The 13,168-nt window shown below is 52.2% G+C and carries 13 protein-coding genes; all 13 read right to left on the reverse strand.

The annotated features are described in order from the left end of the window. Positions 1-171: 171 nt before the first annotated feature. Positions 172-1,608: a mannose-1-phosphate guanyltransferase gene (gene cpsB, locus FDX09_RS09475; protein ID WP_038641772.1), complete on the reverse strand. Its 1,437-nt coding sequence runs from the start codon at positions 1,606-1,608 to the stop codon at positions 172-174. Continuing rightward, positions 1,608-2,834 carry a colanic acid biosynthesis fucosyltransferase WcaI gene (gene wcaI / locus FDX09_RS09480; protein ID WP_110497484.1) on the reverse strand — a complete coding sequence of 409 codons (1,227 nt, stop codon included), beginning with the start codon at positions 2,832-2,834 and terminating at the stop codon, positions 1,608-1,610. Before wcaI ends, cpsB begins: the two co-directional genes overlap by 1 nt. After that, complete coding sequence (locus tag FDX09_RS09485; RefSeq protein WP_038641775.1) at positions 2,831-3,310, reverse strand: GDP-mannose mannosyl hydrolase; 480 nt, start codon at positions 3,308-3,310, stop codon at positions 2,831-2,833. Before FDX09_RS09485 ends, wcaI begins: the two co-directional genes overlap by 4 nt. A 2-nt stretch (positions 3,311-3,312) precedes the next feature. After that, complete coding sequence (locus FDX09_RS09490) at positions 3,313-4,278, reverse strand: GDP-L-fucose synthase (protein WP_038641777.1); 966 nt, start codon at positions 4,276-4,278, stop codon at positions 3,313-3,315. Between the two features lie 2 nt (positions 4,279-4,280). After that, positions 4,281-5,402 (reverse strand): GDP-mannose 4,6-dehydratase, encoded by a 1,122-nt coding sequence (gene gmd / locus FDX09_RS09495; protein WP_038641779.1) that lies wholly within the window; start codon positions 5,400-5,402, stop codon positions 4,281-4,283. Between the two features lie 24 nt (positions 5,403-5,426). After that, entirely contained in the window at positions 5,427-5,981 is a 555-nt protein-coding gene (wcaF, locus tag FDX09_RS09500) for a colanic acid biosynthesis acetyltransferase WcaF (protein ID WP_137347110.1), read from the reverse strand. A gap of 9 nt (positions 5,982-5,990) precedes the next feature. Beyond that, entirely contained in the window at positions 5,991-6,737 is a 747-nt protein-coding gene (gene wcaE / locus FDX09_RS09505; protein WP_121529256.1) for a colanic acid biosynthesis glycosyltransferase WcaE, read from the reverse strand. Between the two features lie 5 nt (positions 6,738-6,742). Continuing rightward, positions 6,743-7,960: a colanic acid polymerase WcaD gene (gene wcaD / locus FDX09_RS09510; protein WP_038641784.1), complete on the reverse strand. Its 1,218-nt coding sequence runs from the start codon at positions 7,958-7,960 to the stop codon at positions 6,743-6,745. Continuing rightward, a complete protein-coding gene (gene wcaC / locus FDX09_RS09515; RefSeq protein ID WP_137347111.1) occupies positions 7,935-9,152 on the reverse strand; it encodes a colanic acid biosynthesis glycosyltransferase WcaC in 1,218 nt (405 codons plus the stop codon). Before wcaC ends, wcaD begins: the two co-directional genes overlap by 26 nt. Then, a complete protein-coding gene (gene wcaB / locus FDX09_RS09520; RefSeq protein ID WP_038641791.1) occupies positions 9,149-9,637 on the reverse strand; it encodes a colanic acid biosynthesis acetyltransferase WcaB in 489 nt (162 codons plus the stop codon). The genes wcaC and wcaB overlap by 4 nt, the downstream gene beginning before the upstream one ends. A 2-nt stretch (positions 9,638-9,639) precedes the next feature. After that, complete coding sequence (gene wcaA, locus FDX09_RS09525; protein ID WP_069323489.1) at positions 9,640-10,482, reverse strand: colanic acid biosynthesis glycosyltransferase WcaA; 843 nt, start codon at positions 10,480-10,482, stop codon at positions 9,640-9,642. Positions 10,483-10,559: 77 nt separating this feature from the next. After that, on the reverse strand, positions 10,560-12,722 hold the full coding sequence (wzc, locus tag FDX09_RS09530; protein WP_087855953.1) for a tyrosine-protein kinase Wzc: 2,163 nt from the start codon (positions 12,720-12,722) through the stop codon (positions 10,560-10,562). Next, positions 12,719-13,168 carry a low molecular weight protein-tyrosine-phosphatase Wzb gene (gene wzb, locus FDX09_RS09535; RefSeq protein ID WP_038641798.1) on the reverse strand — a complete coding sequence of 150 codons (450 nt, stop codon included), beginning with the start codon at positions 13,166-13,168 and terminating at the stop codon, positions 12,719-12,721. The genes wzc and wzb overlap by 4 nt, the downstream gene beginning before the upstream one ends.

Here is a 13,168-nt window from a genome sequence, read left to right on the forward strand (position 1 = left end):
CCGCGGATGTCATACGCTTTAAAACAGGTCAGTTTTGTCATGATTTACCCTTTTTCAGGCAACAGGAGGCCCTGACTCTTAATGAGCCTTTTTAATAAGTGTTAATGCATTGCCCGGTGCGCTTCCCTTACCGAGCCTACGCTGTTGCAGGCCGGATAAGCGCATCCGGCATCAGGCGCGCCCGTATCTGTCCGCAAACCGCACCACATCATCCTCATCGAGGTAAGATCCGGAACGCACTTCAATCAGATCGAGCGGGATTTTTCCGGGGTTCTCCAGACAGTGGGTCGCTCCCAGCGGAATATAGACAGACTCGTTTTCAGCGAGCAGTTTGATATCATCATTAATTGTCACTTTCGCGGTACCTGCAACCACAACCCAGTGCTCAGCCCGATGATGATGCATCTGCACGGACAATCCCTCGCCAGGCTTGACGGTAATTCGCTTGACCTGGTAACGGTCTCCGGCATCAATGGAGTCATATTTGCCCCACGGACGATAAACTTCGCGGTGAATGTGGTGCTCATGGCGCCCGTCAGCTTTAATTTTCTCCACCACTTTTTTGACATCCTGTACCGCGTTGCGATCGGCAATCAGTACCGCGTCTTTGGTCTGCACCACCACCAGATCTTTCACCCCGACGGTCGTCACCAACCCGGATTCGGCATAGACGTAGCTGTTTTCCGTTTTGTGGCTAATGACATCGCCGTGATGCACATTACCTTCGGCAGTATGGGCGCTGATTTCCCACAATGATGACCAGGAGCCGACATCGCTCCAGCCTGCATTCATTGGCATCACCACCGCATCGGCCGTACGTTCCATTACCGCATAGTCCACAGACTCTTCCGGGCAGGCGAGAAACGCCTGTTCATCAACGCGAATAAAATCGAGATCGGGGTCGACGGTGCTCATGGCGTTTTCGCAGGCCTCAAGAATATCGGGACGATACTTTTTCAATTCTTCCAGGTAACGGCCTGCCCGGAACAGGAACATCCCGCTGTTCCAGTAGTAGTCGCCGCTTGCCACATACGCCTGTGCGGTTTCCAGATTGGGTTTTTCAACAAACTGCGCCACCTCAAAAGCCACCGCGTCAGTATTCGACGGTGAAACCTCGCCTCGACGGATATAGCCGTAGCCAGTCTCCGGTTGGTCCGGGACGATACCAAACGTCACCAGCTTACCCGCACTGGCATACGGCATCGCATTGCGAACCGCTTCGCGAAATGCCTCTTCGTCGGCAATCATGTGATCGGCCGCCAGCACCAGTAGCAGCGGATCGTCACCCGGACACTGACGTTTTGCCGCCAGCGCAGCCAGCGCTATGGCTGGCGCAGTGTTGCGTCCGGCTGGTTCGAGAATAATGTTCTCGGTCAGTTTGTGCAGTTGCCGTAACTGTTCCGCAACGATAAAACGGTGTTGTTCATTACAGATAACAACCGGGCTTTCGCACTCCACACCGTTCAGACGGCAAATCGTCGTCTGCAACATGGTGAGATCGCCTTTCAGACACAGGAACTGCTTTGGATACAGTACGCGGGACAGTGGCCATAAACGGCTACCCGAGCCACCGGCCATGACTACCGGAAAGAGTTTGTTTTGACTCATCATGTACCCCGAATATCAGCAATAAATTGATTCAGCACGTTTTCTTTATCCAACGAGCGTTCGGCATACTCACGTGCCACCGTGTTAACTTTTGGCATGGTTAGCGCCTGTTGAATCCCGCCAACCAGCGCATTGACTGATTCCGGCTCGACACACACCGCGATGCCAGGATGAGCGTCACACAACTGACCCAATTCGGTCTCAGGCTCAGCGGTAATCACCGCGTTACCGCCAACGGCGAGGATATTAGTCAGTTTGGACGGCAGTACTGCATCCGCCGCGCCACGCTTTTGTACGACCAGATGACAGTCCGCGAGCTTGAGCAGCGCAGGCAGCGCTTCATAAGATTGCAGCGGAAAGAACATTACGTTGCGCAGGTCGCGTTCGCTGACCATGGTCTCCAGTCGCGCTTTGCCCCCGCCCTGCCCGACGATCGCAAACAGCCAGGGTTGCTCACTCAATTGGGCCGCCGCGTCGATGACGCACTCAAGCCCCTGCTTTTCACCGATATTGCCCGAGTAGAGAATGATTTTTTGATCCGCGGGCAATCCCAGTTTCTGGCGCAACGCCAAAGCATCGGCGTCGGTCACGTCACGAAAGCGCGCCACTTCCGACCAGTTAGGAAAGAAAATAACCTTGCGTGGCGCAACGCCTTTTTCCATGGCTTTGCGCATCATGGAACGGGAAATCGTCGAAATATTGTCCACGCTGTGCAAACCACTGCGTTCAAACACGCAGGCCAGTTTCGCCACCATACCGCGCTTGCCTTTGCCTGCCATGCCAAGTCCCAACATGGCATCGACTTCATAATCCTGAATGTGCAGCAGCGTGCGCGCGCCGCTGAGTTTTGCCAGCAAGCGCATCCCCGGCGTACAAAACAGCGTCGGCACCACGCCGATGATGCGATCCGGCTTCCAGCGACGTTGCGCCAGCAGCGGGAAGAAGCTGCTCAGGGCGAAACTGCCCAAATGCAGCAGGCGCTTGAGCGTTGAGGGTTGCTCAGGCACATACAGCGGACAACGCCAGACGGTGGCATCCCCCTCCTCGCGACGATAGCGCCAGGATGAATAGCGACCATTAACTTTCCATTGCGGATAATAAGGCGGCGCGGTGATCACCCGCACGTCATGACCTTGTTGCGCCATCCACTCCACCATTTCACCGGTGTACTTGCCAATACCGGTCAGCTCCGGCGAGTAGTTAATGCCATACACCAGGATCCTCATAGCCCAGGTACTCCGCTCTGGCTTGCCTGGCAGAAGTAAGCCCGGCTGTTGGCGTGTACGCTGTCACTGGCCTGAATCTCTGTCGCCGCCAGCCAGCGGTAGGCATCATGTTGTGCATCAGGCAGTTGCAGGTCGTTTTCTGATACGCGCAGACGAAATCCCAGCACGATGTAATGCGTTGAGAAATCATCCCCGGAAAAGTTGTCGTCATAGAAGTGCTGCCAGACACCATAAAACTCAGCGGCGGACAGCGGTAGACGCAACCCCAACTCAGCTTCAGTCAGCCGTTCAAAAGCCGCATGTAGCGATTCATCTTTTTGCACACGACCGCCGGGAACGAACCAGTAGCCCTGCGCCGGACGATTGAGACGCTTACCGAGCAGAAACTCTCCCTCGGCGTTTTCCACGATCAAGTCGATAGAAATCAGCGGGGTTGAACGTACGACGGTGGCAAAATCCTCATGACGTAAAAACATGCTTACCCCCGATAACGCTGCTGGTTTTCAAGGAACCACTGCCAGGTGCTGGCAAGCCCTGCCTCAAGTGATATCTCGTGATACCAGCCCAACTGATGCAAACGCGTAACGTCGAGTAATTTGCGCGGCGTCCCGTCCGGTTTGCTGGCGTCAAACACCACGCGCCCCTTGTAACCCACTACCTTGGCAATGGTCTGGGCCAGTTCACGGATGGTGCAGTCCACGCCGGTACCCACATTGATATGCGACAGCATCGGCTGGGTATATTCCTGCCAGACTTCATGAGCCAGCTCCATTACGTGGATGCTGGCCGCCGCCATATCATCCACATGCAGAAACTCGCGCATCGGCGTGCCGCTTCCCCACACCACCACATCCGGCGCATTTTGCTCGCAGGCTTCGTGAAAGCGGCGCAGCAGCGCCGGGATCACATGCGAATTGCTTGGATGAAAGTTGTCATGCGGCCCGTACAAATTCGTCGGCATCACCGAGCGATAATCACGGCCATACTGACGGTTATACGATTCACACAGCTTGATGCCGGCTATTTTGGCAATCGCATACGGCTCGTTGGTCGGCTCCAGTTGCCCCTGCAAGAGTTCGCTTTCTGCTATTGGCTGGCTAGCATGTTTGGGATAAATACAGGATGATCCGAGAAACAGCAGTTTATTCACGTTATGCAGATGCGCCGCATGAATAATGTTGCTCTCAATCATCATATTTTCGTAAATAAAATCAGCGGGATACGTGTTATTGGCCACGATCCCACCCACTTTTGCCGCCGCCAGGTACACCTGGTCAATACGTTCAGCGGCGAAGAAGTGACGCACCGCGTCTCCATCCAGCAGGTTAAGCTCATCTCGGGTACGCAGCACCAGTTCGACATTATCTCGTTGGGCCAGCTGTCTTACGATGGCGGCCCCCACCATCCCGCGATGGCCCGCCACAAAAATACGTTGTTTCTTCATCCTCAGTACTCCAGCGCGATGGCAACCTCGTAACCGTGCGACTTCAGCAGGGAATGTTTCTTCGCTGCTTCAAGGTCGTTAGCAACCATTTCAGAGATCATCTGGCGCAGCGTAATTTCCGGTTTCCAGCCGAGTTTTTCATGTGCTCTGGCCGGGTCGCCCAATAGCGTTTCTACTTCTGCCGGACGGAAATAGCGCGGATCGACGGCGATTATCACGTCCCCAGGTTTCACGCCTGGCGCATCGTGTCCGGTCACGGAAACCACAATGCCTTTTTCATTCACGCCTTCACCTTCAAAACGCAGTTTGATACCCAGTTGCGCCGCCGCCATTTCTACAAACTGACGCACGGAATATTGCACGCCGGTGGCAATGACGAAATCTTCCGGCTGATCCTGCTGCAGCATCATCCACTGCATCCTGACGTAATCTTTGGCATGCCCCCAGTCACGCAGCGAATCCATGTTGCCCAGGTACAGGCATGACTCCAGGCCCTGAGCGATGTTGGCAATGGCGCGGGTGATTTTACGGGTGACGAAAGTTTCACCACGGCGTGGAGATTCGTGGTTAAACAGGATGCCGTTACAGGCATACATACCGTAGGATTCGCGGTAGTTAACGGTAATCCAGTAGGCGTAGAGCTTAGCCACCGCATAGGGCGAACGCGGGTAAAACGGCGTGGTCTCTTTCTGCGGAATTTCCTGTACCAGGCCGTAGAGTTCTGAGGTGGAGGCCTGATAGAAACGGGTCTTCTTTTCCAGACCAAGGAAGCGGATAGCCTCCAGCAAACGCAACGTACCTATTGCATCGACGTCCGCGGTGTATTCCGGTGAGTCAAACGACACCGCGACATGACTCATGGCGCCCAGGTTATAGACCTCATCCGGTTGGACCTCTTTTAAAATACGGGTCAGGTTGGATGAATCCGTCAAATCGCCATAGTGCAGATGGAATTTGGGGTTGCTTGAATGTGGATCCTGGTAGATATGGTCCACACGTTCGGTGTTGAATGATGAAGCGCGACGCTTAATGCCGTGCACTTCATACCCTTTTTCCAGCAGGAATTCTGCCAGGTAAGAACCATCCTGCCCGGTTACGCCAGTGATGAGAGCGACTTTTGACATGTTATTACCTCTTAAATGATCCCCTCAGGGAGTAACTTTCTCGACGCGTTCGCGCGTGACTACTGCGGGGTTTCCCCGACAAACGACATTTGCTGGCAGCGATTTAAATACGCTGCTGCGTGCTCCAACGACGGTGCCATCGCCAATCGTCACGCCAGGCGCGACAAAGACATCTGTCGCCAGCCAGCATTTATCGCCAACCACAATCGGTGTGGCGTTAATATCAAAATGTTGGCTGGCGTAATCATGACTTCCGGTACATAAATAACTTTTTTGCGAAATAACCGCGTGTGCGCCAATCGTAATATTACCCAACGTATATAAAACCGCGTCATCACCCACCCAGGCATAATCTCCCAGGGTTAATTTCCACGGATAAGTAATTTTTACTGAAGGTCGAATAACTACGTTTTTTCCTATTTTCGCACCGAATATTCGTAATAAAAACGCACGCCAGCGATACATTACCTGGGGTGACCAGCGAAACAGTGTCGCCTGTACCGCCCACCATAATTGCACTTTAATGACACCGCTACCGCGAAAACCTTTCGGCACGCTGAAGCCGCTTAAATCCTGCATAATGTGCCCTTACGTTTTGCCATATAAAGTTTTTGTTTTACCGGTTGTACGCAGCCGTAAATATTCAGAAACCCCAGTCAAAAAACCTGGCATATGTAATATCTGCCGCTGAACTTTTTTTGCATCGCGGCATAATTCCAGATTATTCGTCGTTGACACTCCGCCCATCGAAAACTCCGACACCAGCCCGTCCAGTTTTTTGAAAGCGTAACCAGATTTATATAGTCTGGCAGCCAGCGCGTAATCGGACGATATTTTATATTGCAAATCATAACGCCAGACATTCAGTCCAGAGAGCGGAAAAAAGATGGCCTGATGGCTGGCAGGCAGGCTGTGATAAATATACCAACCCGGCTTTGCCCGGCGCTTAATTTTGTTGCCATTGCCAAAATCCAGCAACGCGTCGCCGATAACCATGGCTTTATCACTCTGCGTTTTTAACTGGCGGATGAACTGAGCTGCATCGGCATGCAGAATATCCCCGGAATTGAGGAACAGCGCAAAGCGCCCGCACGCCATCGCAATGCCTTTGTTCATCGCATCATAAATGCCGTTATCCGGTTCACTGACAAACCGTAACCGGTGCTCTCCACCGAGACCTTCAAGAAACGCCGACGTACCGTCAGAGGAGCCGCCATCAACAACAATCCACTCAAAACTGATATCGCCTGCCTGCGCCAGGTGTGCCAGCGAGGCGTGAGTTTTGACGATCCCTTCCAGATTGCGAAAGGCGACGGTAATAATACTAAGCAGCATGTGATTTACCTCGCGATATTCAGCGCCTTGCGCAAAATAAACGGACACACAATTAAAAAAGCGTATTCCGGACTAAATACTGACCCTGTAAAAAACAGCGACAGCGGCGTAAAAAGATATAACTGCACCCGATAATTCTGATTATCACCAAAAGCAGTGATCATCATCTTCATAACTTTCCCCATGTACCACAGGGTTAATATCACGGCGAACCACGAAAAATAAATAATCAGCAGATACAAACCATTGTCTATCGTTTTACCCACATCCGCACCGTTAAAAATTCCGAATGACGCGACATATTCATAAAGCGAACCGAATCTTACGACGCCATCAACATGCATTAACGAATAACCGACCATCACTAGCGGTCCCACGATTCGATAATACGATGATGACCCCTCGGTGCCTAAATCCCCAAGGCGCGTTGCGATGTATGGAAACGCAAATATCACACCGACTAAAAAAACGCTTAATGAGATTATCGCCAGCGGCAACTTCTTTTTAATCGCATCCTTATTCAGGTACTGGAACGCCCACTCCAGGAGATAAAACAAAATAAACGTCATCACCCCGGAAAACGACCCTGATAATATTATCCCTGCCAGAATCATAGCATCGGACTTAGGCGTTTTGATACCAAACTGTTTGATACTGAGCCAAATTGAGATTAACGCCAGAGCGAAGAATGCCGGTTCGAAATAAAGCGCAGTGGTGCGTTTTCCGCCAAACTTAATAAAGTTCAGAACATAGCTGTTACTGTAAATAAGATATTTCGAAATAACTTCCATTAAACTGCTGCCGCCGCTGAGAATGATCTGCGCCATTTCAACTGCCGCTAACCCTACCACCAGCCCGACAACCAGCCAGAAAAAGCGCAGGATCTTAATATAGTTATGCGGCGAAATGGTTTTGAAGCGAATACTCCACACCATGCCAATAATCACCACGGTATAGACAAACAGCATCGCGGACGTGACGTACTTACTGGCATTCAGCGATTGACCGAACAGGTAGTTAAACGCCGTCAACCCTCCCCCCACGCCCAGCGCAATCATTAATTTTTTAATATTGATGCGCTCGACAAACAGCAACAGCAGAACGGGCAAGAATGTGACAATCGTTATCGGGAAGCTCTCGCCAAGCTGGGCAAGTTTGACGTTAACCAGCAGATAAAGCAGCGGTAGCAGCAGATAGCTACAGATTCTGATAGAACGAGACATATTCCTCCAGCATCTGTTGTCCACTGTATGCCACCCGGCTGCGCTGGCTGAACGCGGCAAGCGACGTGTCGAATACCGCCTGCGCAATGTCTGATTTTTTCAGTTGTACCAGCCGCAATACATCCGCTTCACTGAACGTTTTGCCGCCCGCTTTCGCCAGTACCTCTTGTGCCGCCTCGCTGTGCGTAGCAATCACCGGTACCCCGATGGAAAGCGCTTCGCACAGAATCAGCGGGTAATTATCAACGCGGGAGCTGAACACCAGTCCATCCATCTCGTTAAGCGCACTCATCAACGTTCGCTTATCGCTTTCGAAGCCATGATTGATGACATTATCGCCAGCAAAGGGAGAAAATTTGCCGAAGGTATGCAGCTCAATTTTTTCCCCGAGCGCCATCATCTCCTGCACCAGGCGCTGATTGGTTTTACCGTCATAGCGCAGGTCATGAGCCACCACCGCGATTTTCGGTCTGCCGTGTGGTTCATGTCTGGCGGGCAGTTCGGCAAGAATGGCTTCGGTTGCCACATCAATACCGTTGTTAATAATGCGGCAGCGCCCCATGCCATACAGACTGTTGAACGCGTCAGCCACATGCTGGCTGGGAGAGATAAACTGGCAGCCAAGCGCTAACATGTCGCGAAACCTCTGCCGCTTAGCGGGCACCTGCTGATGGGCTTTGTCGATTTTTACCGGCGGATAGTTGCTTAACGTCGGGCATTTCTGGCAGCCTGTTTTCCAGCGTTCACACCCGTCTGTGAAAGCGCAACGCCCGGTCACGCTCCAGTGATCGTGCAGCGTCCAGACAAAGGTGATGTCCGGTTTATGCGCCTTCACCTTTTCACAAAAGGTCACGACCTCTTCCAGGTTCAACCAGTAACTGTGCAGCACATGAAAATGCAGTACCAGCGGGCCGGATGTGCGGGTCACCGTACGATATAAACTGTTAAGATTGCCAAACAGGTCGCGGTTAGCGAAACGAAATAGCGCAATATTCGCCGCCGACATCAGGCGCGGCGTATGTTTGATAACATGCGGATAATTACCGTGGCTGGCGCTTTTCTTGCCGCCTTTGCCATAGCCGTACACAAAGCGTGACGTCAACCCTTTCGCCAGCGCGCGCAGATGCAGATCTAACGCCACACCTGCCGCTCCACCTTCTGCGAGTCGCACATTAAATTGTAAGATATTCATTTTGTTACCTTCACTCGTGCTTTCTCGCCCACCACCAGCGTGTTGTCAGGGATGCTATCCACTACCACGCTCCCGGCGCCAATGGTCACGTTATCGCCAATAGCGACATCGCCGAGCACAGTGACGTTGGCCCCCAGTTCGACACCGTTACCGATGACCGGACAGGACAAATCTTTGCCGCCAGGATTGCCAATGGTGACACCGTGGCGCAGGGTTAAATCGTCCCCTGCCACCACGTGTTTATTGATCACTACGCCATAACCATGATGGATAGTGAAACGACGACCGATAGATGCAGCGGCCTGAATTTCATAACCAAACAGGCATTCAGTGATCAGGCGATACAACACCAGCACCGGCGCAGCCCACAGGTTGTTCAAGATATTTTTTTTACGCCAGACGGAGCAAAAATGGGCAATCCGATAGGCCACTACCATGCAGCAGGGGCGCAGACTCCAGCCGTTCGCACGTAAATCTTCCAGCATACTTAGCGTCCTCGCAGTCCGTCGGCCAGACGCTTACTGTTGCGAATGGAAAGCAACGTCAGCAGCGTGCGCCAGTTCATTCGTTTATTGCGGATCTGATAGAGCGTAAACAGCTGATATTTCTTACTCGCCCGGTCAAATTTACCTTTGTGCTTACGATAGAACTGAAAGTAGCCGGAGAATTTATGCGGTGACGAGGTAATGCGCATCTCACCGTGGTTCACATGCAGGATCTGCGTCGCCTCTTTGACCTTCCACGGTTTGCCGTACGCCACCACCATCCTGAGAAAAATGTCGTAATCCTGCGCGGCTTTCAGTGTGGTATCGAACAGGCATGCTTTAAAACGCCATGCCCACGTAAACACCTGATTACCAATAATATTGCGCTTGTAAAACTTGCGTCGGGAGTAAACTGACTTCGGATAGAGCGGCAGACTGGCCGGTTGCGAATACACTTCGCCTTCACAAACATAATCATTGGCATACAGAAACGCGTGCGTAACCAGTTGATGACGATGCTGCAGAAACACGCTCAGGCGATTCGGCGTCCATTCATCATCATCATCAATACCCGTAATATATTGCCCATTAGCCTGCATGATGGCCTGATTGCGTACCGCGCAGGCCCCAGAGTTCGTCGCGTTATGCGTATAGCACACGCGTGGGTCGTTCAGTTCCTCAACGAACTGCTGTAGTTGCTCATACGAGGAAGAACAGTCATCCACGATGATCATCTCCCAGTGAGGATAGTCCTGGCGCAACACCGATTTAATCGCCCGAATGGCCAGCTGTTGGCGATTCCAGGTTGGCATATAAATTGAAATGAGTGGGTTTTCTGTCGTCATTTTCGTTTCCCAAATAAAGTTGCCTGATGGCGCTACGCTTATCAGACCTACATTCGATATGCGTTGCTGTTCGTTATCTATTTCGAATCCGACGTGTATTCGTATTCGTAGTAACCGTAATCCTGATAGCCACTGGCACGGCGGAAGATCGAGTTCAGAATCACCCCTTTAACCTGAATGCCGTTTTGCTCAAATCGACTCAGGCTGGTTTCCACCTCTTTCAGCGTATTGACCGCATAACGCGCCACCATCAGCGTGGTGCCGACATGGCGGCCAACAATTGCCGCATCGGTCACCGCCAGTATTGGCGGGGTATCTATCAGGACCAGGTCATAGTGCTCGCTGGCCCACGTAATCAGTTCGCCAAAGCGTTCACTCATCAGAAGCTCAGATGGATTAGGAGGGATTTGTCCGCGAGGGATCAGATCAAAATTCGCAATGGAGGTCGGTTTCGCGCTGGAGGAGATATCCCCCTTACCGACGAGGATCTCGGACAGACCGTTGACGTTACTGGTCCCCAGCAGTTCGTGGGTATAGCCTTTGCGCATGTCACAGTCGATCAACAGCACGCGCTTGTGGGTCTGGCTAATGACCGCCGCCAGGTTAGCGCAGACAAATGTTTTACCTATCGACGGGCTGACGCCGGTCAGCATCAACACGTTGTTGCGCGCCTGCATCATGGCGAAGTGCAGACTGGTACGCAGGCTACGGACCGCTTCTATGGCGAGATCCGTTGGATTCCCCACCGCCAGTAACTGGGTTTGTTTGTAACGCTTCACACCTTTAATCGTCTGAACGTTATCGCGCGCTTTTTGCCATTCTGAAAGCGGGATGCTGGCATAAACGCTGATGCCATGCTCTTCCAGCGCCTGCGGGCTTTCAATGCCGCGATTAAACAGGGAACGCAGCAATACGCCCACCACCGAAAGCATCAAACCAAGAATAATGCTACCGAGAATAATCAACGCCTTTTTCGGCTTCAGCACGCCTGGCTGGGCAATCGCGGGATCGACGATGCGTACATCTCCGACCGTACTCGCCTCGGTGATCTTCAGTTCCTGTTGCTTATTTAACAGCTGCATATAGACCTGCTGACCGGACTCCACATCGCGGGTCAGCCGGACAATTTCCTGCTGCGTTTTCGGCATTGCCGTAACACGCCCGTTCAGCTTGCTTTTCTCATCTTCCAGCGCCTGGCGTTTTTCCAGCAATGTGCGATACGCCGGGTGCGCTTTGGTGAATAACTTGGAGATTTCCGCTTCTTTAAAGGTAAGTTCGTTGAGCTGCGCATCGATATTTACCATGGAATCGAGCACCGCTTTAGCTTCCAGCGGCAAATCCACGGAGTCTTTATCCTGACGGAAGGCATTCAGCTTATTTTCGGCAACGTCCAGCCGGTTACGCACCTCAGGCAACTGTTTTGCCAGAAACGCCAGACTTTTAGCGGCCTCTTCTGACTTACGTTCTACGTTTTGTTGCAGATAGTTGCGGGTAATACTGTCGAGGATCTGGCGGATTTGTTCGCGGTCTTCGCCGGTAAAAGTCAGGCTCAATACGCCAGTATCTTTGCCGGTTTCTGTCACCATCAGGTTATTTTGCAGGGTGTTAATCATGCCCAATGTGGAAAATTTGCTGACGGTAAATTGGCTCTCAGGGCTGGCATGAATCGCCTCAACCAGCATCGTCACGCCATCGTGATTCAACAATTGCCCAACCTGACCGCGGGCGCTAAATCCCCCATCACTGACTAATTGATAACTTTTATCGTTCAACACGCTTAGCGTAAAAGTCTGTTCCTTCATCGCCTTTGGCAGCGTAAAGGTGGTGACATTAACGGTTTCATTCTGGCGCCCCATCAACCGATCCCAGCCTGCGCCAAAAATCGGAAATGTATCTTTCGTCACCGCGATATCCAGATTGAGATCGTCTACCGTTTTTCCCAGTACCAGCCGTGACTGAATGAGCTGAATTTCCGCTTCCGAAGCCGGCGGTTTATTCGACAACGCCGAGCCAATATCCTGCACCAGGGAATTCCCGGTATTTTGCTCAATTTGCACCAGCGCATCCGCACTGTAGATCGGCGTGGCAAACAGCGTGTAGACCGCCGCACATAACGCAAACGTCGCCGTAATACCAAGCACCCACCAGCGAGCTTCAACCACCGTTCCTACCAGACGACCAATATCGATTTCATCATTGCCCGTAACCGGCGCGGCAGACTGTTTTACTTTTTCTGTCATTGTTTTCCCTGCTCCGCGTTCAATGCCTGAGCCCACTGGCGGGCAGACCGTTCAAGTAATGCGTACACCGCGTCAAACGCATCCCGACTTTTACGGTATGGGTCGGGAATTTCACGTTCGCTGTCCCAGTGACCAAAAAGCATCACTTTGCCGCGCATCTCCGGCACCATTTCGCACAGGGCTGAAATATGGCGTTTTTCCATGGTCAGGATCAGGTCATACTCCCGGCACATGCGTCCTGAGATCTGGCGGGCACAATGATTTTCCAGTGACAGGTTGTGCGCCTGCGCGACGCTAATAGCACAGGGATCCGCACCTTTACCCACCAGCGCCCCGAGACCTGCAGAAGAGACCGTCAACGCCGGATGAAACTTCCTTAACAAGCGTTCTGCCGTCGGGGAACGGCAAATGTTCCCCACACAGACAACCAATATTTTGTTAAACAT

The sequence above is a fragment of the Citrobacter sp. wls717 genome (genome assembly GCF_005280955.1).
GTDB lineage: Bacteria > Pseudomonadota > Gammaproteobacteria > Enterobacterales > Enterobacteriaceae > Citrobacter > Citrobacter werkmanii.

What these genes read in the sequence shown, in the direction of transcription:
- wcaA (WP_069323489.1), bottom strand. Translation starts at nt 10,482, where the DNA reads ATGACGACAGAAAACCCACTCATTTCAATTTATATGCCAACCTGGAAT.
- cpsB (WP_038641772.1), bottom strand. Translation starts at nt 1,608, where the DNA reads ATGAGTCAAAACAAACTCTTTCCGGTAGTCATGGCCGGTGGCTCGGGT.
- gmd (WP_038641779.1), bottom strand. Translation starts at nt 5,402, where the DNA reads ATGTCAAAAGTCGCTCTCATCACTGGCGTAACCGGGCAGGATGGTTCT.
- wcaE (WP_121529256.1), bottom strand. Translation starts at nt 6,737, where the DNA reads ATGCTGCTTAGTATTATTACCGTCGCCTTTCGCAATCTGGAAGGGATC.
- FDX09_RS09490 (WP_038641777.1), bottom strand. Translation starts at nt 4,278, where the DNA reads ATGAAGAAACAACGTATTTTTGTGGCGGGCCATCGCGGGATGGTGGGG.
- wcaB (WP_038641791.1), bottom strand. Translation starts at nt 9,637, where the DNA reads ATGCTGGAAGATTTACGTGCGAACGGCTGGAGTCTGCGCCCCTGCTGC.
- wcaC (WP_137347111.1), bottom strand. Translation starts at nt 9,152, where the DNA reads ATGAATATCTTACAATTTAATGTGCGACTCGCAGAAGGTGGAGCGGCA.
- wcaI (WP_110497484.1), bottom strand. Translation starts at nt 2,834, where the DNA reads ATGAGGATCCTGGTGTATGGCATTAACTACTCGCCGGAGCTGACCGGT.
- wzc (WP_087855953.1), bottom strand. Translation starts at nt 12,722, where the DNA reads ATGACAGAAAAAGTAAAACAGTCTGCCGCGCCGGTTACGGGCAATGAT.
- wcaF (WP_137347110.1), bottom strand. Translation starts at nt 5,981, where the DNA reads ATGCAGGATTTAAGCGGCTTCAGCGTGCCGAAAGGTTTTCGCGGTAGC.
- FDX09_RS09485 (WP_038641775.1), bottom strand. Translation starts at nt 3,310, where the DNA reads ATGTTTTTACGTCATGAGGATTTTGCCACCGTCGTACGTTCAACCCCG.
- wcaD (WP_038641784.1), bottom strand. Translation starts at nt 7,960, where the DNA reads ATGTCTCGTTCTATCAGAATCTGTAGCTATCTGCTGCTACCGCTGCTT.
- wzb (WP_038641798.1), bottom strand. Translation starts at nt 13,168, where the DNA reads ATGTTTAACAAAATATTGGTTGTCTGTGTGGGGAACATTTGCCGTTCC.